Raw genomic sequence first — 26,990 nt, 5'->3', positions numbered from 1 at the left:
AAAAACGCGGAGGTGTGTTTATGAGTAAAGAAAAAATTATAACTGCTGTGAAAAAATTTGGTATTGCCGCTGCAGCCGGTGCGATAATGTTTGCTGGGGGAGCCTTTGGAACTTTCATTGCATCAGAATACACTGTTGTAAAGAATGCACGGGAACCTGATGCAAAAACTGTTGCCTCTGCGACCGTCGGAGCATACGCACAGGATATCTACAACGGCAATCCTATTGTCTCGATAGTCAAAAAAAGCTCTCCTGCTGTTGTAAATATTGACACAGAGACGATGGTCAAACAGAGGATAATGAGCAATCCATTCGGCAGGGATCCATTTTTTGAAGAATTTTTTGGAGAGGATTTCTTCGGCGGAGACGGGATGCAGGAGAGAGTGGTGCCTCAAAGAGGCAAAGGCTCCGGCTTCATCGTTACTAAGGATGGGTATATCCTGACAAACAACCATGTTGTTGAAGGCGCTGACAAGATCAAGGTCACACTTTTGGACGGCAGGTCCTTTGACGCGAAAAAAATCGGGCAGGATCCTACATTCGACCTTGCCGTAATAAAGATCAAGGCCCCTGACCTTCCCGTGCTTTTGCTCGGAGACTCTGATGCGACAGAAGTCGGTGAATGGGTCGTCGCGATAGGCAACCCACTGGGTTTTGAGAATTCTGTAACTGCGGGAGTAGTTTCAGCTAAAAACAGGACTCTACAGGCACCCGGAGTCAACTTCCAGGGTTTCATGCAGACAGACGCGGCGATCAACCCGGGAAACAGCGGAGGACCTCTTATCGACCTCAACGGAAGGGTCATTGGTATCAACACCGCTATCGTTCCTTATGCACAGGGAATAGGGTTCGCAGTTCCGATCAACATGGCCAAGCAGATCATGGACGACCTTATCCAGCATGGGGAAGTAAGGAGAGGCTGGCTTGGGGTAACAGTGCAGCCGCTGACGGCTGCGCTTGTCGACGCCTACAAGATACCTGTTAAAGAAGGATCGATCATTGCTGATGTTCAGCCCGGCTCACCTGCAGAAAAATACGGACTTCGGAGAGGCGACGTGATAGTATCAATAGCAGGCAAGGCGGTCAAAAACAGCCAGGACGTAGTCTTTTCTGTAAGGAACAAGCTAGCCGGAGACAAGGTAGAATTCGAAATATTCAGGGATGGAAAAAAGAGGACAATAGAAGTAGTGCTTGGCGAGATAGACAAAGGTGAAAATCAGAAAACAGGCAGTAAACCCACAAAGGAACCTTCGGGCACAGCAAAAATATCAAAGCAGATGGGGATCACTGCTGCAGTGATAGACAATGAAATTCAAAAGCAGTTCAAGCTTGAATCAAATGAGGGACTTATCGTGGTAAACGTTGACAGGGGGAGCCTGGGTGCCCGGCTTGGACTTCAGCCCGGTGATGTTATCCTAGAAGTCAACAGGACAAAGATGAAGACGCTGGATGACTGGAACAGGGTCATGGGGGCAAAGAACAAATCACTGGGCATACTGGTGTCCAGGGGAGGACAGACACTCTTCATTTCGGTCGAAATGTAGCTCCTCCCATGGAATAGCCGTCCTTCACTACCAGGACGTCAGTTATTCCGAAAGAGGTCAGTTTATCCGTGATAAGACTTAGATCCTTGATCAGACCGGGAATATTTTCCCGGTCTGTTTCTATTTTTGCTGTTATTCCGTCATAACGCATCCTTAGTTGAGAATCTAAGGGAAGATATTTTCTGATGATGCTCTCTCCGACATCGACCTTCAAGATCATCTCTTCACTGATCGCAGTGCCTGTAGGTATTCTTGAGGCAAGGCAGGCCGCAGAGGGTTTGTTTGCGGTGGGCAGTTCCAGGCTTGATGATATCTCCCTGATTTCCTTTTTCGAAAGGCCGCACTCAAGAAAAGGTGAAAGAACATTGAATGATTCTTTAAGGGCCTTCATTCCCGGCCGGTGGTCATTAAGGTCATCGGTATTTGAACCGTCAAGGAGCCATGGGATCTCAAGCTGTGCTGCATAAGATAACATCGCGTCAAGCCTTTTGGATTTACATACATAGCACCGCTCCGGTCCGTTTTCGCAAAAATCTCTGCTGTCAAGATCATCGTGCCCTATTTTGAAAAGCCTGATCCCGTACCTCTCAGCAAAAGCGAGGACCTCTATCTTATCTTTTGATGAGAGCAACGGTGACCAGACAGTGAAGGCAACGGCGTTGTCACCCAATGCCTCTTTGGCCGCAAAAACAAGCAAAGCACTGTCCACACCTCCTGAAAAAGCGACAGCAGCTCTTCCCAGCTTTTTTATTAATTTGACAAGCTCTTTGTACTTTTCTTCAGGATGCAAAAAATCATCCTTTTTTTCTATAACAGAAATCACAGAGGGTATCCCCGTCCATGAGAGTTTTTTCTCGCACCAGTTCCAGTTCGGGATCGAATCCCTCCAGGAATGCCGAGTCACGGTCGCATGAAATCAGAGATCCTATGTCGCCGAACCCCAGTTCTTTGTATAGGTTTGCAAATTCACATCTAGTGACATCAAAAGAAAGCACAGAGTCAAGATCTTCCTTCATCTTGACTTCCAACGCCCCCCCCTCGTTCCACTTTGAAATGCATTTTTCCTTCAGGTTTTCCAGTCCGCCTCCATTGAGTGATTTTTCCTTCCCGAGGCTTCGTGATATCTCCTGCATAGTCTTTCGTACCAGATCATACGTTTTTTCCTTGCCGAATTCCTCAGCAAACGCCCTTATTACAGGTCCAAGTACCTTTATTTCGATCTCCCTCTGCTGCAGGAGGGGTACCTCTACGTAGTTCTCTCTCATTTTCTGACCTCCGACTGTTAAATAAATTATTGCAGTAATTATGCTTATATTTTAACCTTTTATTTCCTGAAAATACTCTATCATGATAAAATAGCAAAACAGAGATCATAAGCAATACGAACTGAATCAGAAAAATCAGAAGGAGGTATTGCCATGACAGAGGTGAATAAAAGCGAAGACATCATCATGGAATTGAAGGCTGAAATCGAGGCCTTGAAATGTACGATCGCGGAACAGCAGGAAAAGGCCGAAGCCAAGCGCATCATTGATTTCAACAAGGTAAAAAACACCTTGGATGACGGAGCTAAGTCCCTCCTTGCAGCTGTAAAGCCGGTGATCGAAAAATATGAAGAGCCAGGAAGAGCAGCTGTTGCCAAAGTTGGGACAAGAGTGTCAGACAACCCATTCCTTTCTGTGGTTATAGCTTTTGGGGCCGGTATAGTAATAGGAAAACTTCTCGATTATTGTTGCTGGCGTGCCGAAGAAGAATAGTAATCAGGCCTCTTGGGCTTTGGACAGGAACGGTGATTAAAGTTGGAAACTTTCGCCAACTTGATAGTTAGTTTTTTTGATCTCGTTGAGGCCGAAGGAAGAACATTGAAAGAGAAATCTGTCCTTGTGATAGAGGGATTTCTTATTATGTTCTTTGGTGTCTCACTGGTCATTTACGGAGTTTTTGCCGTTGGAGCAGCATTGTACATTTGGCTGAGCGATCATATCGGAAAACCTATTTCTGCCCTTGCTGTTGCTGTTCTTTTTTTAGGAACCGGTATATGGCTGCTTTCTAAGGGCAGGGCGATCACTTACGGCAAAGGTGGGGCTGGTGTTGGAGCAGAACAAAAAAGAACTGACTCTTGAAGAGGCGAAGGCCAATTTTAAGGCCGCGATCATGGAGTTCGATCCTGTCCGTATAATTAAAAGAAAACCTCTGCATGTCCTCGGAGCAATGGCGTTTGCCGGTCTGATGACTGGCTTCACGGGCAAAAAGTTGTCCCGTGCTTTTTTCCCCGGACCAAGTCTGATCTCAGGAATAATAAAAAAACTGATATAGCTTTTCCCGGACAATTAATAATAATGGCAGTCCATGTCTTAACGGCAGGACTGCCATTTTTCTTGATAGACGCAATTATTTGATTATAAGGAAAAGCTCAGGGGCCCACCCTGCCGTAAAGCATTATGAATCCCCTCGGACCTCTAACTATCTTGTAGCCGACATTGCCCCTTGAAATAGCTTCCTGCTGTTTTTTTATTTCCCTTATAGGTATCCTCAGATGTCCGTGAGTCCAGAGTGGATACGCAGGATAAAATTCTTTTTTCAGAACAAAACGCAAAAAACCTCCGTAAGTCCATTCTATTGCAATAATATAGTATCCGCATGCAAGGACATTTTGCAGGCTGAAGATGTTTTTGGGAGATACAGTCGTAACTACCGAATCATATTTTTTCGAAACAATGTTCTCCGCGTAAAACTGTGAAAGAAACTGTATGTTGTTTCCCCTGAATTCCCTATCTACTACGCAAAAACCAGTTACTGCGGAATTAGCATATCTATCGGGAGCAAGATTATAATCCTTTAAGGATTCCCTGACCCATTCACGTGAAGTTTTGAGCGTCCTGAGACAGATCAGGCGGTCTTCATATCTGGCACCTACAGCAAGACCGTCTTTGCTCACAAATCTTTTCAGATCTTCTTCAGTGCTTGCGGCAAAGATCTCACGGCTGAGTCCATGCGCTACTTCGTTGTGCAGTTTCACAGAGATGTCTTGGTCTTTTCTAGAAAGTACTTCGATCGTACAGGGTACTGTCAGCGCTCTTCCATCAGACATGTGTCTTTCTACGAATAACTGCATTTTTGCGATATTTTTCAAAATTCGCGGCCTCCCTTGATAGAGGTTGCTTTTTAATATACTTAACAACATAATTCCATAACACTGAAATTTTGATTTATATTTGTCATTATTGCATGGGTATATGCACTTAAACAACGTTTTTTCTAAATATGAAAAAAAGAATTATTGAAAGATGGCTGTATAATTGCTGAACTGTCTGTTGATAATGGGCGGAATGCTGTTAACAATGAAAAGAGGTTGTTATATGTCTCCTGTCGGGATGAGCAAGCCTTCAAAAGCGGCACTTATTTTTGCTTATCTGATGATTTATATTATCTGGGGATCCACATATCTTGCCATAAGATTTTCTGTTGAGACCATTCCTCCTTTTTTTTCGGGAGGAGCAAGGTTTCTTAGTGCCGGAATCATGCTTTTTGCTGCCAGGTTTCTTCAGTCCGGTTACAGGACTACTGTGCAGGGATGGAAAAATGCCTTTATGGCATCTCTGCTCCCATTCGTAATATCATACGGACTGATAACGAGCGCTGAAACCGTAGTGCCATCTTCCATAGCGGCCCTTCTTGTGGCACTGGAGCCGCTCTGGTTCTGCGTATTAGGATGGATGTTCTTCAATGGCGAAAGACCTGCAAAGCGTCATTATGTTGGGATAATATTAGGCTTTTTGGGTATCTTTTTCCTGGTCACAGGAGATCCTAACGCGGATTTCTCATTTGAATCAAGTTATTTGATATGGGTGCTTATGCTTATTCTGAGCGGACTCACCTGGGTAACAGGCGCTTTTATCTCAAGGAATCCGAAAATTCATGAGGACTCGCTGATGTCGTCGGGAATGCAGATGATGTGCGGCGGCGCTGTAATGATGTCCATACACTTTCTGATATCGGCCTTCACGGGAAATTATCAAAGCATGGCCTCTTTTTCCGACAGATCAGTGCTTGCGCTTATTTACCTGATAATCTTCGGCTCCCTTGTCGCATACTCATCTTTTCTCTGGCTGATGAGGGTCGAACCGGCCAACAGGGTCGCTACCCATGCTTTTGTCAATCCTGTAGTGGCTGTCTTTCTAGGATGGCTTCTGGGAGGGGAACATCTGAGTATCAATATGCTTGTGGCTACGCCCCTTATAGTAGCATCCGTTATACTGATGATTTGGACTCCACGGAAAGGCTCGTGATTTATTCAGCGGCTGCGATCTTACTGAAAATCTTGCATACTTTGTAAAACATAAAAAAGATTTCAAGACTTAAGTCTTGAGATCTTTTTTATGTTTTATTAAAGAATCGTATCATTGATCAAGAAATTATGGAGGCGGCACCCGGATTCGAACCGGGGATGAAGGATTTGCAGTCCTCTGCCTTACCGCTTGGCTATGCCGCCACGAAGGAGAGTATAACAACCAGAATATTGAGTGTCAAGGCACAGAAAAGCCAGAAAATTCAGCTGAATATTGAAACCTTTTCTTAAAAATAAAAATGTATTATAATAAAGTATAGGTAAGAGTTTCTTTTTAAAAACAAACCTAAATGTGAAATATGACTCTATTTAGCAAAGGTTGCGGATAAAAATGAAGATATTTGCAATCAACCCGGGAAGCACAGGAATGAAGGCAGCTTTGTATGATGACCTGAATATGATCTGGTCAGAATCTGCGGAGTATAGCCAGGAAGATATTGACCGTTGCAAAGAGTCAGCTGAAAAGGAAGAAAACTTTCGATTTTCCAATTCAATAGAAATACTTGAAAACCATGGGAACAGGGTTTCCGAACTCTCTGCTGTTGCAGGCAGGGGTGGGTTGCTGCGTCCGATGATTGGCGGCGCTTGGATTATTAACGAAGCGATGGAAAGCGACTTGAGACTATGCCGATATGGAAGGCATGCTTCAAATTTCGGAGGACTAATTGCAAAAAGGATATCAGAGAAGGCAGGATCTATTCCTGCCTTTATCGTTGATCCTGTCTGTGTTGACGAGATGTCCCCCGTAGCACATGTCAGCGGCATCCCAGATATGCCCAAAAGATCCATATTCCATGCATTGAACCAAAAAGCTGTGGCATACAGGATAGCGAAGCAAATGGGAAAACCTATTGAGGAGTGCAGGTTCATAGTAGTGCATATGGGTGGCGGGGTTACCGTCGGAGCACACTGTGAAGGCAGGGTGATAGACGTGAACAACGGACTTGGAGGGTATGGTCCGATGTCATTGGAACGTGCCGGCACAGTACATGCAGGAGATCTAATAAAAAGATGTTTTTCAGGTAAGTATTCAGAAAAAGAAATTCAAAGAATGATTATTGGAAATGCTGGAGTTGCTGCCCACCTTGGCACGCGTGATTTCAGGAAAATAGCTGAAATGGTGCATGCGGGAGACGAGAAAGCGAAACTCATCGTAGAGGCGCTTGCCTATCAGATAGCTGCTGAAATAGGTTCAAGGGCTGTCAATCTTTATGGGAGAGTGGACGCTGTGATACTGACGGGAGGCCTTGCAAACAGTACCTATCTATGCGATCTGATCAAAGAGAGGGTGTCCTGGATATCAGAGGTCATCTTCGTGCCAGGGGAAGACGAACTGAGAGCACTTGCTGAAGGGGCCTACAAAGTGCTCACAGGGGAAGAAGAGGCTCACATCTATGAAAAAGAATAACCGCGTCCCTGAGAACAACCTGTCTTTGTTAAAAGATAAAAAATGGAATCATGTAATTGCTGTCACCGGAGCTCTTGGATCAGGCAAGACCGAACTGACAATGAGCCTTGCTTCGGCTATGGCGGACAGTGGCGTCAGCGTTATCCTGGCGGACATGGACATAATCAATCCCTATTTTTGCCTCAGGGCTCTTGCGGGCGACATAATAAAGGATAACCTTTCGGTACTGACGCCGCCCGGAGATATAAAATGGGGAGATATGAGCTACATCAATCCCCTGATCCGGACAAAGATACATGATACGTCAAACCGGCTTATTATTGATGTCGGAGGAGATTCAAAGGGAGCACTTGCGTTAAAGCAGTTTGAACCGGAAATTATTAAAGCCGGATATGACCTTATCTTTGTCATCAACCCCTACAGGACCCATACCAAAACTTTTTCAGAAATTGCCCAAATGAAAGACAAACTTGAAGCTACATGCGGACTAAAAGTCAACGCAACAGCAGCTAATCCGCACCTTATGAACACAACAAGCCCTAAAGACTGTGCAGAAGGAATAATTTTAGTGGACGAATTTTCAAAAAAGATGGATGTTCCGATGCTTTTTGGGATAGCAGAGGAATCGATTTCATCTGATGTGAGAAAGATCCTTCCGGATAATATCCCGCTGTGGATACTTCGAAGAGAGATATTACTGCCGTGGGAAAGAGGCAAAGTGCGCATTTAATACAAAAGGAGAGTGTTTCATATGCCAAAAGGGAGAGTCGAAATACTCGAGCAATACTGTAAGAGCTGTTCAATGTGCGTTGAGGCGTGTCCTAAAAATGTTCTTGAAATATCCGACAAGATCAACAAAAAGGGATATCGCCCTGTGGAAGCGGCAAGACCAGAAGACTGCATAGGATGCGGAATGTGCGCTATGCGCTGTCCTGATGCAGTTATCAAGGTCTTCCGCGAAGAATGATGTGAGAAGGGGTGATCAAAATGGGAAAAACTTTGATGAAAGGTACTGAAGCGATCGCTGAAGCTGCTGTTCAGGCGGGCTGCAAGTATTTCTATGGTTATCCGATAACTCCCCAGAACGAGATCCCGGAGTATATGTCAAAACGGCTTTTTGAGGTCGGGGGTGTATATCTCCAGGCAGAAAGCGAAGTCGCGGCATCAAATATGATTCTTGGCGGAGGCGCTACGGGAGAAAGGGTAATGACAAGTTCCTCAAGCCCGGGCATTTCCCTTATGTCGGAGACGTTGAGCTATATAGCAGGGCAGGAAGTCCCTGTCGTAGTGGTCAACGTAGTCAGGGCAGGCCCCGGATTGGGCGGGATACTGCCCTCTCAGTCAGATTATAATCAGGCGACATGCGGCATCGGCCATGGAGATTTTAATCTGATAGTCCTGGCCCCCGGTTCTCTTCAGGAAACAGTCAACATGGTGCAGAAGGCCTTTGACCTTGCACAGATATACAGGACGCCGGTAATGGTGCTTTGCGACGGAGTCATAGGCCAGATAATGGAAGCTGTAGAGATCCCGGAAGGTCACGGCAAAAACCTTTCGCATCCTGAAAAATGGGCCTGCGGGTACATGAGGGAAAGAGGCGGCAAAAGAAACATCATCAGAAGCCTCTTCCTTGATCCGGACGAACTGGAAGAACACAACAGAAAACTTGAAGCAAAGTGGCACGAAATAGAAAAGAATGAAACTTCCTGCGAAAAATATCTTACAGACGATGCGGAAGTTGTCATTTCTGCTTTCGGTACAGTGGGAAGGATAGCCAGGTCAGCGATCGACAGCCTCAGATCTGAAGGATACAAAGTCGGACTCATAAGGCCGCTTTTGGTAAGCCCGTTCCCGTATGATGATTTTGAATCTCTTGTTCCCTCCTGCAAACACATCCTCGATGTGGAAATGAACTGGGGGCAGATGTTAAAAGATGTCAACAGGGGAGTCAAATACCGCATACCTGTGAGTTTTTACGGACGTTCAGGCGGTATGTGTCCAGGGGTAGAGGAAATAGAAGAAGAGTGCCGCAAGATATTTGCGGAACTCTCCTGAAAAGGAGGGGACTAAAAGTGGCAGAAAAAATCGTTTACCAGAGACCTAAAAGCTGGATAGAGGGAGTTCATACTCATTATTGTCCAGGCTGTACTCACGGGATAATCCACAGGATGTTATGCGAGACTCTGGATGAACTCGAAATACAGGATATAACTACGGGAGTAGCTCCTGTAGGCTGTGCTGCCCTTATGTACGGGTACATAGATACAGATTTCATTGAAGCTCCCCACGGCAGGGCGCCTGCAGTTGCGACAGGGTTCAAACGTATCAGGCCGGACAGACTTATTTTTACATATCAGGGAGACGGAGATCTTGCCTCGATAGGTATGGCTGAAATAGTTCATGCTGCAAACCGGTCTGAAAACATAACCGTAATTTTTGTCAACAATGCAATATATGGCATGACAGGGGGGCAGATGGCTCCTACTACACTGATCGGACAAAAGACCACGACTACCCAGAGCGGACGTGATCCTCTCAGGGCCGGTTATCCGATCAGAATGTCAGAGATGCTCGCATCCCTTGCTTCGCCTTGTTATATAGAAAGGGTCTCTGCGGCGAAACCCGCTCATTTGAACGGTCTTAAAAAGGCGATCAAAAAAGCTTTTAAGAACCAGATGGACAATAAAGGCTTCTCTTTTGTTGAAGTCCTCTCTACATGTCCTACGAACTGGGGAATGAGGCCCACTGACGCATGCGACTGGCTTGTCGATAACATGATCCCTTATTACCCCCTAGGGGTATTCAAGGATTTTGAGTAAGGGAGGTTCTGCTAAATGTCGAATTACACACGCACGCTGTTTTGCGCAGGCTTTGGCGGTCAGGGTGTAATGGTCCTGGGACAGCTGGTTGCGTACGGTGCCATTAAAGAGGGTAAATATGTGACATGGCTTCCCTCATACGGACCGGAGATGAGAGGCGGAACTGCAAACTGCGGTGTTACTGTGAGCAACAGGGAGATAGGCTCGCCATTCGTGACAAAACCGGATGTGGTAGTTGCTCTAAACCAGCCTTCACTCGATAAATACGAAAAGTCAGTCAAGCCCGGTGGTGTCTTGATCTATAACAGTGACATGGCCAAATACACACCTACAAGAGACGACATCAAAGTTATACCGGTCGAAGCTTCGAAGATAGCAGGAAGTCTGGGGAACGAAAGGGCTGTGAACGTAGTGATCCTTGGAGTCGTCATAGCAATGTCTGATTTTATTTCTGATGATACAGCCAGGGAGATCATTAAACTGAAACTGGGTGCAAGAAAACCAGAATTTCTTGAGAGCAACATGAAGGCCTACGACCTTGGGCGAAAGATAGGACTTTCAAACTAAAATTTTTATATGCCCCATGTCCGGATATTAAAATAATCATATGACGCTTCCGCTTAAACTGAACCCCTCTTAAGCGGAAGCTTTTTTAGTGGAGAAAGGGTGCCATTCAGAGTGTCGGTCAGACTCTGGTCTTAATAAATCCCCATAAAATCCACACATTTACGTCATAAAATCTCCATATGGTATAGCTAGACTAGCATCATGGAACATCAAATGATGTTGATCATAAATTTGGAGGTTGATGTAAATGAAAAAGAAAATTTTTGCAGCAGCAATATTAGTTCTTGTCTTTGCGGGCAGCGCGATGGCTGCTCCAGGATATGGCAAAGCAGAAAAATGCGGCCCTGGCGCCGGTGCCGGGATGCCGATGGGGTACGGCCAACAGATGAGGCAGGATGCTTCACCTGAACTCAGTGCAAAGCTTGATGAAAGGGCCAAGCTCCACATTGACCTTAGATCTGAACTGCAGAAAGAGATTCCAAACAAGGCGAAGGCTCGTGAGATCCATATGCAGATCCAGACGCTTAACCGAGAGATCGAAACAGCTCAATTTGAGGCAGTGTTGAAAGACCCTTCAAAGTTCAGTCCTGCGGCGAGAGGACCCAAACATGAAATTTCTCCCGAGGGCAGAACACAGATGGAAGAGATAAGGAAGCTCCATTCCGAAATAAGGACTGAGCTTCAGAAAGAAGCACCAAACAAGACTAAGGTACGCGATCTTCACGCTAAGATCCAGAAGATCAAAAATGACCGAGATAATGCACGCCTAGAAGAGATGCTCAAAAATCCCGAAGCTTTCAAAAACAGCCGCGGCTTCGGCCAGGGATTCAAAAACAACCCTACACAACAGTAGACAATTATAATTTTACTACTGGGGCCGGCGTAGACCGATCCCAGTAGTATTGTCATTCTTTTGTTTTTTTTTTTGCTTTATACTGATTGAAACTGAAGTTGTTCTAATTTTTTATTAATATCAATTATGGACAAAGAGCGTTGATAACGGGGGTGGACGCTGTGAAGATCCTTATCGTTGAAGATGAAAAAGCCATTGCCGATGTTGAAAAGGCTTATATGCTGCGGGAAGGTTATGAAGCAGACATAGCCTCAGACGGTATTGAAGCTCTCAGAATGTTCAGTGAGGGAGCATATGACCTTGTGATCCTGGATCTGATGCTTCCCGGTATGAAAGGCGAGTTTGTATGCAGGGAGATAAGGAGTTACTCCCCGGTCCCAATAATAATGGTAACTGCCAAGAGTGGGGAAGACGATGTCATTGCAGGGCTTGATGCCGGAGCAGATGACTACATTATCAAGCCCTTCAGCCCGAGGGTGCTTATGGCCCGTATAAGGGCAAACCTCAGGGGAACGGCTGCATTTGATCAGGATAACGGAGAGACGATAACAGTAGGAGATAGTCTGATCATAGATACTTCAAACTTTACAGTTACAAAAAACGGAGAGGACATACCTCTGACTAAAAATGAATTCATGATCTTTTCAAAGATGGCATCGAGGCAGGACAAAACATGGACAAGAGACGAACTGATCACCTATGCTCTTGGTTATGAATATGATGCCTTTGAGCGCTCTATTGACAGCTACATCAAAAACATCAGAAAAAAACTTGCTGATCCGGTGCATGAAAATGGTTATATCAAAACAGTTCACGGCTTCGGATACAGGGTCTCGGAGTAGATAAATGAAACGCTCTCTCAGGACGCAGATGCTTGTTCAGTACGTGGTGATAGTTATCATCTGCATGCTCGTCATCCCAACCGGGATCTCAAAGCTTTTGGACAGGCAGTTTCGCCTTTTTTCTTCTGACAGGCTTCTGGATGACCAAAAGGAGGCTGTCCGGGTCTTAGAGGAGTTATACAGTTCAGACGGCTATTGGAACAAAGAGATCATAACGGAGCTCCGGGGCGATATTCTCAGATGGCCTATGGTCCATGCTGCGCTTTATGATACAGATGGCATCCTGATAGCTGAATTCAGTCGCTCAATGAGACACGGAGCAATGAGAGGGCCCGGTCCAAGAAGAGATAACAACGAAACCTCCGGCATTATGAGATCAATGGGGCCGGAGCTGATAATGAATGAGCTTCCTGTCTCTTCAGGAGGCAAAATAGTCGGGAAAGTCCGTTTTCTCTGCCTGCCTTTCAGGGAGAGCAGGGAGGGTCTTTTTCTTAAGAAGTTTAATTCTCACATGGTATACGCAATCGCATTTATGCTTCTTATCGCAGTGGTCATATCTTTTATAATGGCGGACCTCATAAGCAGGCCTGTCCTAAACGTATCGAAGCGAGCATCACTCATAAGCAAAGGCAAATACAGGATACAGGATGATCTCAGATCTGACATTACAGAACTGCAGATGCTGATCGACAGCATCAACAGGCTTGGGCTTGGACTTGAGGAACAGGAGGAGCTGCGTAAAAGGCTTATGAGCGATATTGCTCATGAGCTGAGGAACCCCCTAACGATAATCAAATCGCACCTTGAAGCATTTGAGGACGGGGTATGGGAACCGACAAAAGAAAGGATCCAACTTACAGTTGACGAGATAGACAGGCTATCCAGGATGATTTCTGAAATTGAAAAACTAACTTTGATAGAGAATGCCGGAAAAGGCCTTGTACTTGAATCAGTTAACCTCTCAAAAGAAATAGAAAGGGTCGCTATGACCTTTGATCCTCTTTTCAGAGCAAAGTCGGTGGAACTGAAAAGAGAAATTGAAGAGGATGTAATGCTTGCAGCAGATGGAGACAAGATAAGACAGGCGGTGGAAAACCTTCTTTCTAACGCCCTAAGGTATACAGACAGCGGAGGCAGGACCACTATTTATCTTGAAAAAGCAGGCGGGGACGTACACATCAAAGTCAGAGACACAGGCATCGGTATTTCAGACAGAGATCTGCCCTACATATTTGAACGTTTCTACAGGACAGACAAGTCACGGGCAAGGTCAAGCGGAGGACTTGGAATAGGACTGGCAATAACAAAAGCGGTAGTGGAGGCACACGGCGGCAGCGTAACTGCAGAAAGCAGGGAAGGCGAAGGTAGCATATTCATAATCAGGCTTCCATTGGCATAAAAAAGGATATCTTGATCGGAGGTGCTTGGTCTGTTGAGAAATAAAATTATTGCAGTGTTATTTTTGATCCAAATATTGTTTACAGGTGTGGCTGCAGCGGAAACGCTCACCCTTGAATCATGTGTCAGAACAGCTCTTGAAACGCACCCTGACATGGTCGCAGCGGAGAGCAAGGTTGCTTCAAAAAAAGCTGCTGTCGGTCAGAGCGCGGCAGACAGCAGGCCACAGATAAAGGGAGGCGCCTCATACACAAGAAGTGACAGCACAGATTCATCATACGATACAGGGAGGTACAACGCATCCATCTCGCTTGAACAGTCAGTTTATGACTGGGGCAAACGAGGGCTTAAGATAGAAGGGGCAAGGATCAACATGGATGCTGCAGAAGCAGAATACATAGATACCAGGGACAAAATAATTGTGGGAGTCAAGTCTGCCTACTACAACCTTAACAAGGCGATAAGGCAGCATGAAGTGGCAAAAGCCAGATTTGACAATTATCAGAAGAGGCTTTTGTGGGCAAAGTCATACTACGAGGTAGGAACAAAGCCAAAAATTGAAGTTACAAAGGCTGAGTCGGATCTTGCCAATTCAAAGCTTGCGCTCGTAAAGGCTTCGTCGGCTGCAGAACAATATAGGGCACAGCTTGCATCTTCAATGGGTATCCCCATGATGGACATAGAAAATGTTGCAGATGTATTGTCATATAAAGAATGGAGCGTTCCGATAGAGCAGGCTGTTGATAGAGCGATCTCAAACAGGCCTGACCTTGCTTCACAGCGTAAAAAAGTAGAATATGCCGAGACTCTGCTGGCATTGGAAAAAAAGGGGCTTTCTCCAGAAATAAGCGCATCTGCCGGCTACAGTGCATACGGCAGCGCCCCTTTTGATGACAATGGCTGGAATGCAAAGCTTTCACTTAACTTTCCGCTATACGACGGGGGACTTACCAGAAGCAGGGTACAGGGGGCTGAGGCAGACCTTGTTACAGCAAGGGCTCAGCTGGGCAGCGCATCCAACAATGTGATCCTGGAAGTAAGAAAGGCATGGCATGCACTTGCTGAGGCCAGGGAGGCTCTCAGCGCATCCCTCGAAGCTGAAAGACAGGCAAGGGAGACATATGAGCTCGCGGAGGGACGATATGAAGCAGGTGTAGGAAGCAGCCTTGAAATTTCGGATGCAGTAGAAAGTTATGCTTCAGCTCAGACAAACACAATACTTTCTCTATATGAATGCAAAGCAAAACGTCTTGATCTTGAAAAGGCCATGGGAGGTCTTGAAGAATGAATTTCACAGATAAAATTTCAAAAAAACTAAAAAGAAGGATCATGGCTGTCATTCTGGTTTTGATAGTGATCTCCGGCGGACTTTTCTGGTACTACAGCAAAGACGCAGATGAGATCCAGTATAAAACTGCAAAGGCAGTAAGATCCGACCTTCGTTCAGTCATACAGGCCACAGGGACCCTTGACGCAGTTGAAACAGTCGACGTGGGAACGCAGATATCCGGTACAGTAAAAGAAATATACATAGATTACAACAGTGTGGTAAAGCAGGGGCAGCTTATTGCCGAAATAGATTCAGCCACTCAGCGGACTGATGTTGCGCAGGCAGAGGCAAATTTGATGGCGGCAAGAGCAGAGTTGATGAATTCAGAGGCAGTATTGGCAAATTCGCAGAAAAGCCTCGCAAGGACGAGAAAACTCGCTGAAAAAGACCTTATTGCAAAAGCAGATGTTGATACTGACGAGAAGACCTATCTGACCTCAAAAGCCCAGGTCGCTGTGTCAAGGGCACGGATAGCTCAATACCAGGCGACGCTGAACAAAACAAAGATCAACTTGGGGTACACACAAATATATTCCCCTGTTGACGGTGTAGTCGTCGCCAAAAACGTTGAAAAAGGACAGACGGTGGCAGCCAGTTACCAGACGCCGAGCATAGCAGAAATAGCAAAGGACCTAGGCCAGATGCAGGTGGAAGTGAACGTCGACGAGGCAGATATCGGTGGTGTCAAAGAGGGGCAGAAAGCGACCTTTACCGTAGATGCTCATCCAAACGATCCCTTTGATGGTGTTGTTACTCAGGTCAGGCTGTCTCCCAAAACAACAGACAATGTTGTGACCTATGTAGTGATAGTAAAAGTATCTAATAATAAGGGGCTTCTGATGCCAGGGATGACTGCCAACGTCTCTTTGATAGTTGAAGAGCGCAAGGATGTAGTGGTAGTTCCTAACAGCGCTTTCAGGTTCAAACCTGCCGATCCTTCCGCGGCTTCCGGTCAGCCAGGGGCAGGCATGATGGGGAAACAGACCATAGCAGAAGTAAAAACTCCTGCAGTCTATGTGCCTGCTAAAAAGGCACCTGTAAGGGTAGAGGTCAAAAGGGGCATCTCGGACGGTCAGAACACAGAGATAATATCAGGGCTCAGTGAAGGCGATGAGGTAATTACAGGTATCATTGTTCCGAACGGAGCGAAATAAATGGCCCTGGTAGAACTAAAGGATATCCATAAAAGCTTCAGTATGGGAAAAGAGGAAGTAGAGATACTTCACGGCATCAGCCTTTCTCTGGAAAAGGGAGAGTTTGTAGCCATGATGGGGCCTTCCGGTTCAGGAAAATCTACAACGATGAACATCCTGGGATGTCTTGACAAGCCAACATCAGGAACATATTTCCTCAACGGACAAAGCATCAACGACCTTGAAGGCGACGACCTTGCAGTTATAAGAAACAGCACGATAGGTTTCGTTTTTCAGGGGTTCAATCTGCTGCAAAAAACAAGCGCCATAGAAAATGTTGAGCTGCCGCTGCTCTATGCGGGGATGGCAAAAAAAGAACGCAGGGAGAGGGCAAAAGAGGCCTTGATCCAGATGGGACTTGAGGACAGGCTCTACCATGAGCCCACTCAACTCTCGGGCGGCCAGCAGCAGAGGGTCGCAATAGCAAGAGGGATCGTCAACAGGGCTCCAATAATCATGGCAGACGAGCCCACAGGAAACCTTGATTCAAAGACAAGCGACGAGATAATGAAACTTTTTAAAAAAATCAACGAAGAAGATGGAATAACGATACTCCTTGTTACGCATGAACCTGAAGTCGCAGCTTATGCGAAAAGGATAGTCCATTTCAAGGACGGTATGATAACAAGCGACGAATTGAACCGGACGGTGGAAAAATCATGATATCAATGACGGAAATTTCCCTTACCGCAGTGAGGGCGCTGCGCAGGAACAAGACAAGGTCAATGCTGACAGCGCTCGGTATCATAATAGGTGTAGCGGCTGTCATATCTGCCTTTGCAGTCGGGCAGGGAGCCAACAAGAGCATTGATGAACAGATAGCATCGTTCGGAAGCAATTTCATAATGGTCTTCCCTGACAGGTCGGCCTCTTCCGCAGCGGCTGTCGCCAAGTACCTGACATACGATGATGCAATTGCCATAGAGCGCGAAGTATCAGGCATAGAAGCAGTGGCACCGATGATAGGTACTTCAGCCCAGCTTGTTTACGGCAACACGAACTGGAACACAAGCGTAACCGGAAGCACTCCCTCATATTCACTTGTCCAGGATCGTGAAGTTGAGTCCGGCAGAAACTTAAATGACAGTGATGTGAGGCAAGGCGCAAAGATAGCAGTCATAGGAAAAACAATAGCAGACAAAATGTTCTTTGGGGAAGATCCGGTGGGCAAGTCGATCAGGATCAAGAAGATCCCCTTCACTATTATCGGGGTATTAAGAGCCAAAGGCCAAAGTACGATGGGCCAGGATCAGGACGACCTGGTCCTTGTTCCTCTGACTGCGGCACAAAGAAGGCTGGTAAGATGGAACACCCCCGGAAGGATCAGCACCATTTACATTAAAGGCGTCTCCATGAACTCACTTCAGTACATACAGAACGAGACAGAGGCGCTTCTGAGGGAAAGACACAAGATCAGGCCCGGCGAACCGGACGACTTCTCCGTAAGGAATATATCTCAGATGCTTGAGGCCCGTCGGAAGACCACAGCGATAATGTCCATGCTCCTTGGGTCTATAGCAGTAATATCGCTTGTTGTCGGGGGCATTGGAATAATGAACATAATGCTTGTCTCTGTAACGGAGCGTACCAGGGAAATAGGAATAAGGATGGCGGTCGGCGCAAAGTCCCGTGACATCCGCTTCCAGTTTCTCATAGAGGCGGTAGTGCTTTCGATGGTAGGAGGCACACTAGGCATAATCCTGGGGATCTTTGCCGGCTATGCCCTCGCCTCATTAACAGCTGCCCCTCCGATATTCTCTCCCGGATCAATAATTCTTGCCTTTGTTTTTTCGGCTCTTGTAGGTGTGGGTTTCGGATATTATCCGGCATGGAAGGCCTCTCTCCTCAATCCGATCGATGCACTGAAATACGAATAATATCTATCCAAATGATCTCTTTTCAGAGGGCGCTGTGAAGATTTTTAATGTCTTCCTCCAATGCGCCCTTTACGGCCCTCTCCCACATATCAAACTTTTCCGCGTCTCTCCCTGCGCATGCGGGGCTTGTTGAGAGCAGTACTTCAAACGGTGGCTGCGGCTTGCCAAAAAAATTCCTATAGCTTTTGAATGCGAACTGGCCGTTGAAAATTATGAAAGATATCCCCGGGTGATCTTGCAGGAGTTTAGGAATGTCATTTGCAATGGCCGCTTTTATATTACTGTCGCTGCTTCCGATGCGATCCGCGCTTTTGATAACATCCCAGAGAGCAATATTATGATCATGTAAAAGCAGGACCTTTGAAATGTAGTCTGTGCAGAAGGGCCTGGCAAAAACAGAAAAAATTATTTTCCAAAATTTATTCTGCCTGTTCGCGTAATATTCATTTTCCATCAAAGACCTGACTCCGGGCAGAGAGCCCAGAATAAGCAGCCTGGATCTGTCGTCGATAATCGGCTCAAAACTATGCTCCATGTTTTTCTCCCACCTCCGTTAAATTATAATCCGTAATGTAATATTCGAAAATTGTGCAACCGATTGAACTTTTGCTGCAACTTGATTTGTAATCAAAATAATACTCTTGACGAATCACGATACAACGTTATAATACTCAAGAACTTTGAACCGCAGGTAAAAATACATAATAAACAAAACTAAATTTTAGGTTTAGTAAACTATCCTGTCGGGATAAAAGTGAAACTAATTTCCCATTTTATATGGAGACAAAGGGGATACCAAACATGAAAAGCAACCTGTTCCTTACCCTTGCTGACGGAACTGTCTGGAGCGGAAAAGGTGAAATCACAGCCCCGGTCGAGGGCGAAGTCGTATTCACTACTGCAGGATGCGGCTATCCTCAGACCCTTTCCGACCCTTCTTACTGCGGACAGATCGTGGTCTTCGCATTCCCTCCTGTAGGGATATACGGAGTTGACACAGAGAGGCTTGAGGGACGACGAGTTTGGCTTTCTGCTGCATTGGTATCCAGCCTTGATGAAACAGAAAATGGACGGTTTGGTTCTCTCAGTTCATGGATGGCTGAAAATGGTAGGCCCCTGGTAGATGGCGCAGATACAAGACAGCTTATATTAAAGATCCGTGAACTTGGCTCGATAATGGGCAGGCTCGATCACAAACCCGCTCTTCCACAGATAAAAGAACTTCCTCATGACATGGTGAGTAAAGTTTCCTGCAAAGAGGTCGAAGTTATTGGAGAAGGTGCTCTTTCGATCGGTGTGTTAGATTACGGGGCAAAGGAAAATATATTAAGGAGCATCGCAGGAAGAGGATTCAGGGTGGTCAGGTTTCCGAACACCACGAAAGCAGAGGATATTCTTTCCAGCGGAGTAAGCGGGATCATACTGAGCAACGGCCCGGGAGATCCATCGGTGCTTGGGTTTGAGGCAGGAGAGATAAGAAAGATCCTTGGAAAAAAACCTGTGCTTGGGATATGTCTTGGACATCAGCTCCTGGCAAGAGCCTGCGGGGCAATGACACATAAGCTCAGGTACGGGCACAGGGGTGCGAATCAGGCGGTGATCGACACCGCCACCGGCAGAGGAATACTGACAAGCCAGAACCACCAGTATGTTGTTACAGAAGAAAGCCTTAAAGGGACCGGGCTTGAGGTATCATTCAGGCACCTTGGGGACGGAACTGTCGAAGGCCTGCTCCATAAGGATCTTGACGCGTCCAGCGTTCAGTTCCATCCGGAAGCGTCACCGGGACCGGAAGACGCAGGATACATATTTGATAATTTTGTCTCACACGTTCGCGAGTCAGGGGAGAGATAACGATGAAGGATAACAGCATAAAAAGAGTACTTGTCCTTGGCTCGGGACCGATACGCATAGGACAGGCCGCCGAGTTTGATTACGCCGGAAGTCAGGCCTGCCGTGCCCTCAAAGAGGAAGGCTGCGAAGTGCTTCTTCTTAACAGCAACCCTGCCACTATCCAGACGGACCTCACCGTTGCTGATATTGTCTGCATAAAGCCTCTGCTGCCCGAAGTAGTAGAGGAGATCCTGTCTGAATACAGGCCGGATGGTGTAGTTGCGACATTGGGTGGACAGACGGGGCTTAACCTCTGTATGGAATGCAATAAGAGAGGAATGTGGGATAAATACGAATGCAGGGTCCTGGGCACACAGCCTGAAGCGATAGAACGTGCAGAGGGCAGGGAACCTTTCAGGAAGGCAATGATAGATGCCGGTCAGCCGATAATCGCAAGCAGGGGTATATCTTCTGTCGCAGGCGCTCAGGAATTTGCGATGCATTCGCCGCTTCCGCTTATACTTCGCCCGGACTTCACGCTTGGAGGATCGGGCAACTCGGTCGTCAGGAATATAGAAGACTTTGTAGTCCAGGTGGAAGATGCCCTTACAGCATCTCCCGTCGGAAGGGCTTTGATCGAGCGTTATCTTGAAGGCTGGCATGAGATAGAAGTAGAAGTGGTCAGGGACAACATTGGAAACGCCCTGGCAGTATGCAGCATGGAGAACATAGACCCCATGGGTGTACACACGGGAGATTCGATAGTGGTTTCCCCTGCCCTTACCCTGACAGACAGGGAATGGCAGATGCTCCGGACCGCGGCTTTAAAAATAGTGGATGTTCTTGAGATCCGCGGCGCGTGCAACGTTCAGTTTGCACTCTCACCTGACGGCAATGAATATTACGTTATAGAAGTAAATCCGAGGGCAAGCAGGTCAAGCGCCCTTGCAAGCAAGGCAACAGGATATCCTATAGCGAGGATGGCCGCAAAAATTGCAATAGGCATGGACCTCACTGAGATGGCAAATCCCGTTACCGGAGCTGGCAGCGCATTGTCTGAACCGGCACTTGATTACGTCGCGGTGAAAGTCCCCTCATGGCCCTTCGACACTTTTCCGCAGGCTGATTCCTCTCTCGGACCGAGAATGAAAGCCACAGGAGAAGTCCTTGCTCTTGGCGCCACATTTGCTCAGGCCCTCGTAAAGGCCTGCCGTTCCCTTGAAAGGGGAAGGTACCTTCCAGACAGGAGGATGCGTTCGTGGGAGACGAGGAAACTATGGGAACAGATAACAGCCCCAACCTATCTGAGGCTGGAAGCGATCACAGAACTTCTCAGAAGGAGTTCCGTAACTGTTGATGAAATGTCTAAAAGGACCCACATTAGAAAATATTTTATCGAACAGCTCAATAAGATCCAGCTGGCGGAAAAATATCTGGAAGAAGACGGGCCTGTAAACGGAAATGTCGTCTCTGCAAGGATGCATGGAATGTCAATAAGCCGCATATCAGCATCTGCCGTGATATCAAAAGAAGAGACATTGAAGATACTTGAGTCAGAAAACTGCCATACAGGCTACCGTGAAGTAGACGGGTGCGCCGGAGAGTTTCCTTCCGGTTCAGGCTACTACTATGCGGCCTATGGAGTAAAGAGTGATCCCTGGGAAGAGAGCGAGGGAGGCATAGCAGTCCTCGGTTCAGGCGCGATAAGGATCGCCCAGGGGGTAGAGTTCGATTATTGCTGTGTAAAAGCTGTCGAAGCACTGCGCAGAAGAGGGATAAGGGCAATAATGATGAATGTCAATCCTGAAACAGTTAGCACAGACCATGATATCTCCGATGCACTCTATCTGGAGCCTCTCTACATCGATGATGCAATGGCTGTACTTGAGCGTGAAAGAGCCAAGGGAGTATTCGCCTGTTTCGGGGGACAGACCTCGCTCAGACTTGGCCTTGACCTGGCCGCAGAGGGGATCAGGCTTCTCGGCCCCGATCAGAATGTTATTGACGCTGCAGAAGACAGAGGCAAATTCTCAAGACTTCTCACCAAACTGAATATTTCCCAGCCTGAAGGCGTCGATGTGGCTTCCGTGGATGAAGCCTGCAAAGTCGCCCAGGATCTGGGATACCCTCTTATGATAAGGCCCAGCTTCGTAATAGGGGGGGTCGCGATGAAAACAGTCTACAGCGAAAAGGAAATGATAGAAGTCCTCTCAGAGGCCTTTGAGGCTGTTCAGGGACAAAAGGTGATGATCGACCGTTTCCTTCAGGGTAAGGAATTCGAATGCGACGCTGTCTGTGACGGCGAAGATGTTCTGATCCCGGGTATATTTGAACATATTGACCCTTCCGGCATTCATTCGGGTGATTCGATAGCAGTTTTTCCAAGCTTCTCTCTTACTGATGAGCAGCAGAAACAGATCCTTGAAACTGTAAAAATGATATCAAAAGAGCTTGACATCCATGGCCTACTCAACATACAGTTCGTCCTCAAGGACGGTCTCTTCTGGATAATCGAGGCGAACCCGCGGGCAAGCCGTACTGTCCCGATATGCAGCAAAATATCAAAAATACCAATGGTCGATCTGGCTGTAGGTGTAGCCCTCGGAGAAAAACTGACGGATATGGGATATGGACTTGGCATTTTGCCAAAAAGCGGTCAGTGGGGGGTAAAGGTCCCGGTTTTCTCTAATGACAAACTTCCCGGGATCGATCCAAAACTTGGACCGAAGATGATGTCTACGGGAGAAAGTCTTGGACTGGGGGATAACCTTGCTGACGCGATGATGGACGGATTGAGGGGAGCGGGATGGATGCCACCTGAAAAAGGAAGGATACTGATGAGCATAGCGGATTCACAGAAGGCAGAATCAATGTCAACAGCGGCCCAGTTCACTTCTCTCGGATGGAAAGTCGATGCCACATCAGGCACATCCGAATATCTCTCAAAATGGGGCATCGAAGTCAACACTGTCCCGCAGGAAGAACTCGTTGAAAGGCTCAGGAAGGGAGACTGGGACCTGGTGCTGAATATCCCGGGAGGAAATGAACGCCATATAATGCACGGAGCTGAACTCAGAAGAAGCGCTTCAGCTGCTGGTGTACCGTGTCTTCACTCAATGGCTGCTGCTTGGGCTGTTGCCAATAGCCTTTCGAAAAGACAGAGAGTGTAGGGAGATTCAGAAAGCTCATCTGAAACGATAAAAAACAGAACTTACTGTGACCGTCAGAGTGCACAATTTTGCTGTATAACTTTCTAGATAAATTATTATTTTTGATGATAACAAAAAAAATTATGGCTGCTCTTCCATTTTTTTAAATAATGCCTTAATATATAGGCGTGCAATATTGAAAATAGTTTCATTTAATAAGGAAGCGGAGGTGTATCCATGTTAACCGGCAAATTGCTTGATGACATCGGAATACAGATACTGAAAATACTTCAGGAAGATGGAAGAATATCATTCAACGAACTTGGAAGACGAGTCGGTCTTTCTTCTCCGGCAGTTGCGGAGAGGGTCCGCCGTATGGAAGACGCGGGAATAATCATGGGTTACAAGGCAGTAGTCGATCAGTCCAAGGTGGGCTATCCGATAATGGCGTATATCCGTCTTGCGATCCCAGTAGCGCTTCTTGCCCAGTCCGATGAACTGGCCAGGGCAATACCGGAAGTCCTTGAATGCCACCATCTTACTGGTAGCGACGGAGTTATCCTTAAAGTAGTAGTATCTTCAGTAGGGCACCTTGAAGATGTAATAAGCCAGATGGGCAGCTGCGGCATGACTACTACCGCAATAGTACTATCTTCACCAGTTCTCGGAAGGTCGATAGATCCTGTAAAACCGACAAACAGCAACGGTAATTGATCGGAGCAGGAGTCTTAATGACTCAGATAAACCAGGAAGCTATCGACAATATTCTGACCAGAAGAAGCATCCGCAGGTTCGATCCGTCAAAGCATGTCGATGATGTTTATGTGAAGGTCATCTTGGAGTGTGCATGCGCGGCGCCAAGCGCAAACAACTACCATCCATGGCATTTTGTGGTCATAGATAAAAGAGAGATACTTGACAGGATGGCTGAGCTGCACCCATACGGAAAGATGCTTAAAACAGCTGTTCTTGCTATTGTTGTTTGCGCTGAGACGGAACGTGAAGGCAAGGTCATAAGGTACTGGGAAGAAGATTGCTCTGCAGCAATGCAGAACGTCCTTCTTTCAGCCAATGCGCTTGGACTCGGGTCAGTGTGGCTTGGGGCCAAACGGGGGGACAACGACCTTGAAGGAAGACTCAAATCGCTTCTCAATGTGCCGGCCGATATTGCGCTTATGAGCATTGCTGCCATAGGCTGGCCTCTTGAAACAAAGGATCCCCACAAAGGGATAGACCCACACTCACTGCACCGTAATAAGTGGTGAAAGTGGAACCCTCTGGTGGTAAAATAGACAAGTCTTGCAGATAAAGCGGCGGAAGCACCGCCGTTTGTCATATGGTAAAGCAGTTCGGGGGCGTAAAAGTGGATCATAAAAATAAACAGGCAAGTATATTCGAAGTCAATAAAGTAATTACTCTTCCGCTGGAAGAGGAAATAAAGCAGAGTTATCTCAATTATGCTATGAGCGTCATTGTCGGCAGGGCACTGCCGGATGCAAAGGATGGCCTGAAACCGGTCCAGAGAAGAGTTCTCTTTGCTATGCTTGAGCTTGGCCTCAGACATAACCAGGCTTTCAAAAAATCAGCCCGTATCGTCGGTGAGACGATGGGTAAATTCCACCCGCACGGCGACTCGGCAATTTACGACACAATGGCGAGGCTCTCACAGGACTTCAGTCTGAGATATCCCCTGGTCGATGGGCAGGGAAACTTTGGTTCGATCGACGGAGATCCGCCGGCAGCAATGCGTTACACAGAAGCCAGGCTCCACTCTCTCGGAGAAGAGATGCTTGCTGATATCAACGAAGAAACGGTTGAATGGGGCCCAAATTTTGACGAATCCCTGGTTGAGCCTCTTGTACTTCCCTCCAGGATCCCAAACCTCCTTGTAAACGGAAGCACAGGTATAGCTGTAGGCATGGCGACCAACATGCCTCCCCATAACCTGGGCGAAGCTATTGATGTCTGCTGTGCACTGCTGGAAAATCCCGATGCAGAGCTTGGCGAACTGATGACCCTTATGCCCGGGCCTGATTTCCCTACCGGAGGAATAATAGTTGGCCGCGAAGGGATAATAGATTCATACCGCACAGGAAGAGGCAAGCTTACAGTAAGAGGGCGGGTCGATTTTGAAGACAGCCGTAAGGGCAAACAGAGCATAATAATCTCTGAGATACCTTACATGGTAAATAAAACCAACTTTATAGAAACGATAGCTAAGTGTGTACAAAATGGAATGATAGACGGTATTTCCGACCTCAGGGACGAGTCTGACAGAGATGGAATGAGGATAGTCATAGAGCTTCAGCGTGATGCGGACCCTAATCTGGTCCTGCGTCAGCTCTACATAAGGACACAGCTCCAGAGTACGTTTGGGGTGATCAACCTCGCGATCGTTGACGGAGAGACTCGAGAACTGCCGCTCAAAGAGATGGTCTGGGTGTTTCTTGACCACCGCAGAACGGTTGTCCGAAGAAGGACAGAATACAGGCTTCGGAAGGCCGAAGACCGAGCTCACATAATTGAGGGCCTGCTCAGGGCTCTGGATGCAATTGATGAAGTCATAAGGATTATAAGGGGATCAGACAACGCAGCTACTGCCAGAAACAGCCTCATTGAAGCACTTGATTTCACTGAGATCCAGGCTCAGGCAATACTCGATATGCGTCTGCAGAGACTTACAGGCCTTGAGAGAGAAAAGCTTGACAGTGAGATGACCCAGCTTATCATGGATATCGAGCGTTACAAAAGCATCCTTGGAAGCCAGGTGATCCTTGATTCAGTAGTAAAAGATGAACTGATGGAGATCCGCAGGCAGTATTCCGATAAGAGGCGAACAGATATAGAAAACTCCGTTGAAGAGGTATCCGATGAAGATCTGATACCCGAAGAGGAGATCGTCGTTGCGCTAAGCAGGGATGGTTATATCAGACGCATGCCGCTGCAGGATTACAGGGTACAGTCAAGAGGTGGCAAAGGGGTCAAGGGCGTTACTACAAAGGCCGAAGATGAAATAGCACTTCTTACCATCACAAATACCCACAGGACGCTATATCTTTTCACAAGTTTGGGAAGAGTATTCGGGGTAAGGGGCTTTTCTCTGCCGGAACCCAAAACAGGCAAAGGCAAGCTTGTAGGGACAATAGTGACACTGGAAAAGGAAGAACGTGTGGTAGCGATAAAAGACAGCAGCCTTGACGGGGCAAAGTATGTCTTCTTTGTCACTTGCAAAGGAACTGCAAAGCGCCTGCCTGTTGAAGAGCTTGAAGGTCTCACGAGAGCCGGCCGCAGGGTTCTGACTCTCGTTCCGGATGACAATATAGCAAGGGTACGTGTAACCAGCGGAAAAGATGAACTGCTTCTTACAACATCGATGGGACAGACTCTGAGAGTCCTGGAAGAGGAGTTCCGTCCGCTTGGGAGACAGGCACAGGGCGTTCGCGGAATTAGGCTCGATGACGGAGACTCTGTAGTTGGCTGCGATGTCGTCACAGAAGGCAGTCAGGTATTTTTCATAAGCGAGCAGGGAATAGGCAAGAGGACAAAATACTCAGAGTTTACCCAGCACCATCGTGCCGGTTACGGAGTAAGGGCGATGAAGCTCTCAAATAAAACAGGAAAACTTGTCGGAGCATGGGGCGTCGCTGATGATCAGGAAATAGTTGTTATAAGCAGTAAGGGCAGGATGGTCCGCATAAACACCAACGAAGTATCAAGCCTGAGCCGTACCGCAACAGGATACAAAGTGGTAAGGCTGGATGACGGAGATTTTGTGGCAGACGTAAGCATTGTAAGGACCGAGGGCGAAGGAGAACTTGATTGAAGCTCG

At 46.9% G+C, this 26,990-nt stretch carries 27 protein-coding genes and 1 tRNA gene; 23 read left to right on the top strand and 5 right to left on the bottom strand.

Features of this window, described 5'->3' with window-relative positions:
* The first annotated feature begins 20 nt into the window (after nucleotides 1–20).
* A complete protein-coding gene (locus CVV54_05615) occupies nucleotides 21–1,544 on the top strand; it encodes a protease (GenBank protein PKL04355.1) in 1,524 nt (507 codons plus the stop codon).
* On the opposite strand, the gene CVV54_05610 is transcribed toward CVV54_05615, so the two are convergent.
* Both CVV54_05610 and CVV54_05605 read right to left on the bottom strand, forming a co-directional pair.
* Nucleotides 1,525–2,448, bottom strand: coding sequence for a TIGR00268 family protein (locus tag CVV54_05610; GenBank protein PKL04354.1), 924 nt, complete (start codon nucleotides 2,446–2,448; stop codon nucleotides 1,525–1,527). The genes CVV54_05615 and CVV54_05610 overlap by 20 nt on opposite strands.
* Nucleotides 2,339–2,809 (bottom strand): L-2-amino-thiazoline-4-carboxylic acid hydrolase, encoded by a 471-nt coding sequence (locus CVV54_05605; GenBank protein PKL04353.1) that lies wholly within the window; start codon nucleotides 2,807–2,809, stop codon nucleotides 2,339–2,341. Before CVV54_05605 ends, CVV54_05610 begins: the two co-directional genes overlap by 110 nt.
* A 153-nt stretch (nucleotides 2,810–2,962) precedes the next feature.
* Here CVV54_05605 and CVV54_05600 point away from each other — a divergent pair, with 153 nt between their 5' ends.
* The 3 genes from CVV54_05600 (at nucleotide 2,963) to CVV54_05590 (ending at nucleotide 3,860) form a co-directional block, all read left to right on the top strand.
* Complete coding sequence (locus tag CVV54_05600; protein ID PKL04352.1) at nucleotides 2,963–3,301, top strand: hypothetical protein; 339 nt, start codon at nucleotides 2,963–2,965, stop codon at nucleotides 3,299–3,301.
* A gap of 105 nt (nucleotides 3,302–3,406) precedes the next feature.
* Nucleotides 3,407–3,667, top strand: coding sequence for a hypothetical protein (locus CVV54_05595; GenBank protein PKL04351.1), 261 nt, complete (start codon nucleotides 3,407–3,409; stop codon nucleotides 3,665–3,667).
* Complete coding sequence (locus tag CVV54_05590; protein PKL04350.1) at nucleotides 3,636–3,860, top strand: hypothetical protein; 225 nt, start codon at nucleotides 3,636–3,638, stop codon at nucleotides 3,858–3,860. Before CVV54_05595 ends, CVV54_05590 begins: the two co-directional genes overlap by 32 nt.
* Before the next feature lie 97 nt (nucleotides 3,861–3,957).
* Here CVV54_05590 and CVV54_05585 read toward each other — a convergent pair whose 3' ends face one another.
* Nucleotides 3,958–4,677, bottom strand: a complete 720-nt coding sequence (locus CVV54_05585; GenBank protein ID PKL04349.1) for a hypothetical protein — start codon at nucleotides 4,675–4,677, stop codon at nucleotides 3,958–3,960.
* Nucleotides 4,678–4,843: 166 nt separating this feature from the next.
* Here CVV54_05585 and CVV54_05580 point away from each other — a divergent pair, with 166 nt between their 5' ends.
* A complete protein-coding gene (locus tag CVV54_05580) occupies nucleotides 4,844–5,833 on the top strand; it encodes a hypothetical protein (protein ID PKL04348.1) in 990 nt (329 codons plus the stop codon).
* A 129-nt stretch (nucleotides 5,834–5,962) separates the two neighbouring features.
* On the opposite strand, the gene CVV54_05575 is transcribed toward CVV54_05580, so the two are convergent.
* Nucleotides 5,963–6,036, bottom strand: a tRNA-Cys gene (locus tag CVV54_05575).
* Between the two features lie 187 nt (nucleotides 6,037–6,223).
* On the opposite strand from CVV54_05575, the gene buk reads away from it, so the two are divergent.
* The 13 genes from buk to CVV54_05510 all read left to right on the top strand — a co-directional run bounded on the left by buk (nucleotide 6,224) and on the right by CVV54_05510 (nucleotide 18,179).
* Nucleotides 6,224–7,300, top strand: coding sequence for a butyrate kinase (buk, locus tag CVV54_05570; GenBank protein PKL04347.1), 1,077 nt, complete (start codon nucleotides 6,224–6,226; stop codon nucleotides 7,298–7,300).
* The gene (locus CVV54_05565) at nucleotides 7,287–8,030 is read left to right on the top strand and encodes a hypothetical protein (protein ID PKL04346.1); all 744 of its coding nucleotides are present in this window, start codon (nucleotides 7,287–7,289) and stop codon (nucleotides 8,028–8,030) included. Before buk ends, CVV54_05565 begins: the two co-directional genes overlap by 14 nt.
* Before the next feature lie 21 nt (nucleotides 8,031–8,051).
* Nucleotides 8,052–8,267, top strand: coding sequence for a tungsten formylmethanofuran dehydrogenase (locus tag CVV54_05560; GenBank protein ID PKL04345.1), 216 nt, complete (start codon nucleotides 8,052–8,054; stop codon nucleotides 8,265–8,267).
* Between the two features lie 20 nt (nucleotides 8,268–8,287).
* Nucleotides 8,288–9,355 (top strand): 3-methyl-2-oxobutanoate dehydrogenase subunit VorB, encoded by a 1,068-nt coding sequence (locus CVV54_05555; GenBank protein ID PKL04344.1) that lies wholly within the window; start codon nucleotides 8,288–8,290, stop codon nucleotides 9,353–9,355.
* Nucleotides 9,356–9,372: 17 nt separating this feature from the next.
* Entirely contained in the window at nucleotides 9,373–10,119 is a 747-nt protein-coding gene (locus tag CVV54_05550) for a 2-oxoglutarate oxidoreductase (GenBank protein ID PKL04343.1), read from the top strand.
* Nucleotides 10,120–10,134: 15 nt separating this feature from the next.
* Nucleotides 10,135–10,686, top strand: coding sequence for a 2-oxoacid:ferredoxin oxidoreductase subunit gamma (locus CVV54_05545; GenBank protein ID PKL04342.1), 552 nt, complete (start codon nucleotides 10,135–10,137; stop codon nucleotides 10,684–10,686).
* 247 nt (nucleotides 10,687–10,933) lie between these two features.
* Nucleotides 10,934–11,539, top strand: a complete 606-nt coding sequence (locus CVV54_05540) for a hypothetical protein (protein ID PKL04341.1) — start codon at nucleotides 10,934–10,936, stop codon at nucleotides 11,537–11,539.
* 140 nt (nucleotides 11,540–11,679) lie between these two features.
* On the top strand, nucleotides 11,680–12,381 hold the full coding sequence (locus CVV54_05535; protein ID PKL04340.1) for a DNA-binding response regulator: 702 nt from the start codon (nucleotides 11,680–11,682) through the stop codon (nucleotides 12,379–12,381).
* A 4-nt stretch (nucleotides 12,382–12,385) separates the two neighbouring features.
* Nucleotides 12,386–13,780, top strand: a complete 1,395-nt coding sequence (locus tag CVV54_05530) for a hypothetical protein (protein ID PKL04339.1) — start codon at nucleotides 12,386–12,388, stop codon at nucleotides 13,778–13,780.
* A 33-nt stretch (nucleotides 13,781–13,813) separates the two neighbouring features.
* On the top strand, nucleotides 13,814–15,067 hold the full coding sequence (locus CVV54_05525; GenBank protein ID PKL04338.1) for a hypothetical protein: 1,254 nt from the start codon (nucleotides 13,814–13,816) through the stop codon (nucleotides 15,065–15,067).
* Nucleotides 15,064–16,263 (top strand): efflux RND transporter periplasmic adaptor subunit, encoded by a 1,200-nt coding sequence (locus CVV54_05520; protein PKL04337.1) that lies wholly within the window; start codon nucleotides 15,064–15,066, stop codon nucleotides 16,261–16,263. The genes CVV54_05525 and CVV54_05520 overlap by 4 nt, the downstream gene beginning before the upstream one ends.
* Complete coding sequence (locus CVV54_05515) at nucleotides 16,264–16,965, top strand: macrolide ABC transporter ATP-binding protein (GenBank protein PKL04336.1); 702 nt, start codon at nucleotides 16,264–16,266, stop codon at nucleotides 16,963–16,965.
* Complete coding sequence (locus CVV54_05510; protein ID PKL04335.1) at nucleotides 16,962–18,179, top strand: multidrug ABC transporter substrate-binding protein; 1,218 nt, start codon at nucleotides 16,962–16,964, stop codon at nucleotides 18,177–18,179. Before CVV54_05515 ends, CVV54_05510 begins: the two co-directional genes overlap by 4 nt.
* A 22-nt stretch (nucleotides 18,180–18,201) precedes the next feature.
* Here the strand turns inward: CVV54_05510 and CVV54_05505 are convergent, their stop codons facing one another.
* Nucleotides 18,202–18,714 (bottom strand): DNA-deoxyinosine glycosylase, encoded by a 513-nt coding sequence (locus CVV54_05505; protein ID PKL04334.1) that lies wholly within the window; start codon nucleotides 18,712–18,714, stop codon nucleotides 18,202–18,204.
* Between the two features lie 242 nt (nucleotides 18,715–18,956).
* Between CVV54_05505 and CVV54_05500 the strand changes: the two genes are divergently transcribed.
* From CVV54_05500 to CVV54_05480, 5 genes are all read left to right on the top strand, one after another.
* A complete protein-coding gene (locus CVV54_05500) occupies nucleotides 18,957–20,033 on the top strand; it encodes a carbamoyl-phosphate synthase small subunit (protein ID PKL04333.1) in 1,077 nt (358 codons plus the stop codon).
* Between the two features lie 2 nt (nucleotides 20,034–20,035).
* Nucleotides 20,036–23,182, top strand: coding sequence for a carbamoyl-phosphate synthase large subunit (locus CVV54_05495; protein PKL04332.1), 3,147 nt, complete (start codon nucleotides 20,036–20,038; stop codon nucleotides 23,180–23,182).
* Nucleotides 23,183–23,398: 216 nt separating this feature from the next.
* Nucleotides 23,399–23,875 carry an AsnC family transcriptional regulator gene (locus CVV54_05490; protein ID PKL04331.1) on the top strand — a complete coding sequence of 159 codons (477 nt, stop codon included), beginning with the start codon at nucleotides 23,399–23,401 and terminating at the stop codon, nucleotides 23,873–23,875.
* Between the two features lie 17 nt (nucleotides 23,876–23,892).
* Nucleotides 23,893–24,426 (top strand): nitroreductase family protein, encoded by a 534-nt coding sequence (locus CVV54_05485; GenBank protein ID PKL04330.1) that lies wholly within the window; start codon nucleotides 23,893–23,895, stop codon nucleotides 24,424–24,426.
* A gap of 71 nt (nucleotides 24,427–24,497) precedes the next feature.
* Entirely contained in the window at nucleotides 24,498–26,984 is a 2,487-nt protein-coding gene (locus tag CVV54_05480; protein PKL04329.1) for a DNA gyrase subunit A, read from the top strand.
* Nucleotides 26,985–26,990: the final 6 nt, after the last annotated feature.

The sequence above is a fragment of the Synergistetes bacterium HGW-Synergistetes-1 genome (assembly GCA_002839185.1).
Taxonomy (GTDB): domain Bacteria; phylum Synergistota; class Synergistia; order Synergistales; family Synergistaceae; genus Caenicola.
Note: the sequence above shows the minus strand (reverse complement) of the source record. Positions and strands in the feature narration are given on the sequence as shown.

Coding starts and splice junctions, on each gene's coding strand:
- CVV54_05615 (PKL04355.1), top strand. CDS start 21: ATGAGTAAAGAAAAAATTATAACTGCTGTGAAAAAATTTGGTATTGCC.
- CVV54_05605 (PKL04353.1), bottom strand. CDS start 2,809: ATGAGAGAGAACTACGTAGAGGTACCCCTCCTGCAGCAGAGGGAGATC.
- CVV54_05600 (PKL04352.1), top strand. CDS start 2,963: ATGACAGAGGTGAATAAAAGCGAAGACATCATCATGGAATTGAAGGCT.
- buk (PKL04347.1), top strand. CDS start 6,224: ATGAAGATATTTGCAATCAACCCGGGAAGCACAGGAATGAAGGCAGCT.
- CVV54_05565 (PKL04346.1), top strand. CDS start 7,287: ATGAAAAAGAATAACCGCGTCCCTGAGAACAACCTGTCTTTGTTAAAA.
- CVV54_05560 (PKL04345.1), top strand. CDS start 8,052: ATGCCAAAAGGGAGAGTCGAAATACTCGAGCAATACTGTAAGAGCTGT.
- CVV54_05555 (PKL04344.1), top strand. CDS start 8,288: ATGGGAAAAACTTTGATGAAAGGTACTGAAGCGATCGCTGAAGCTGCT.
- CVV54_05545 (PKL04342.1), top strand. CDS start 10,135: ATGTCGAATTACACACGCACGCTGTTTTGCGCAGGCTTTGGCGGTCAG.
- CVV54_05540 (PKL04341.1), top strand. CDS start 10,934: ATGAAAAAGAAAATTTTTGCAGCAGCAATATTAGTTCTTGTCTTTGCG.
- CVV54_05530 (PKL04339.1), top strand. CDS start 12,386: ATGAAACGCTCTCTCAGGACGCAGATGCTTGTTCAGTACGTGGTGATA.
- CVV54_05520 (PKL04337.1), top strand. CDS start 15,064: ATGAATTTCACAGATAAAATTTCAAAAAAACTAAAAAGAAGGATCATG.
- CVV54_05515 (PKL04336.1), top strand. CDS start 16,264: ATGGCCCTGGTAGAACTAAAGGATATCCATAAAAGCTTCAGTATGGGA.
- CVV54_05510 (PKL04335.1), top strand. CDS start 16,962: ATGATATCAATGACGGAAATTTCCCTTACCGCAGTGAGGGCGCTGCGC.
- CVV54_05505 (PKL04334.1), bottom strand. CDS start 18,714: ATGGAGCATAGTTTTGAGCCGATTATCGACGACAGATCCAGGCTGCTT.
- CVV54_05500 (PKL04333.1), top strand. CDS start 18,957: ATGGAGACAAAGGGGATACCAAACATGAAAAGCAACCTGTTCCTTACC.
- CVV54_05495 (PKL04332.1), top strand. CDS start 20,036: ATGAAGGATAACAGCATAAAAAGAGTACTTGTCCTTGGCTCGGGACCG.
- CVV54_05490 (PKL04331.1), top strand. CDS start 23,399: ATGTTAACCGGCAAATTGCTTGATGACATCGGAATACAGATACTGAAA.
- CVV54_05485 (PKL04330.1), top strand. CDS start 23,893: ATGACTCAGATAAACCAGGAAGCTATCGACAATATTCTGACCAGAAGA.
- CVV54_05480 (PKL04329.1), top strand. CDS start 24,498: ATGGTAAAGCAGTTCGGGGGCGTAAAAGTGGATCATAAAAATAAACAG.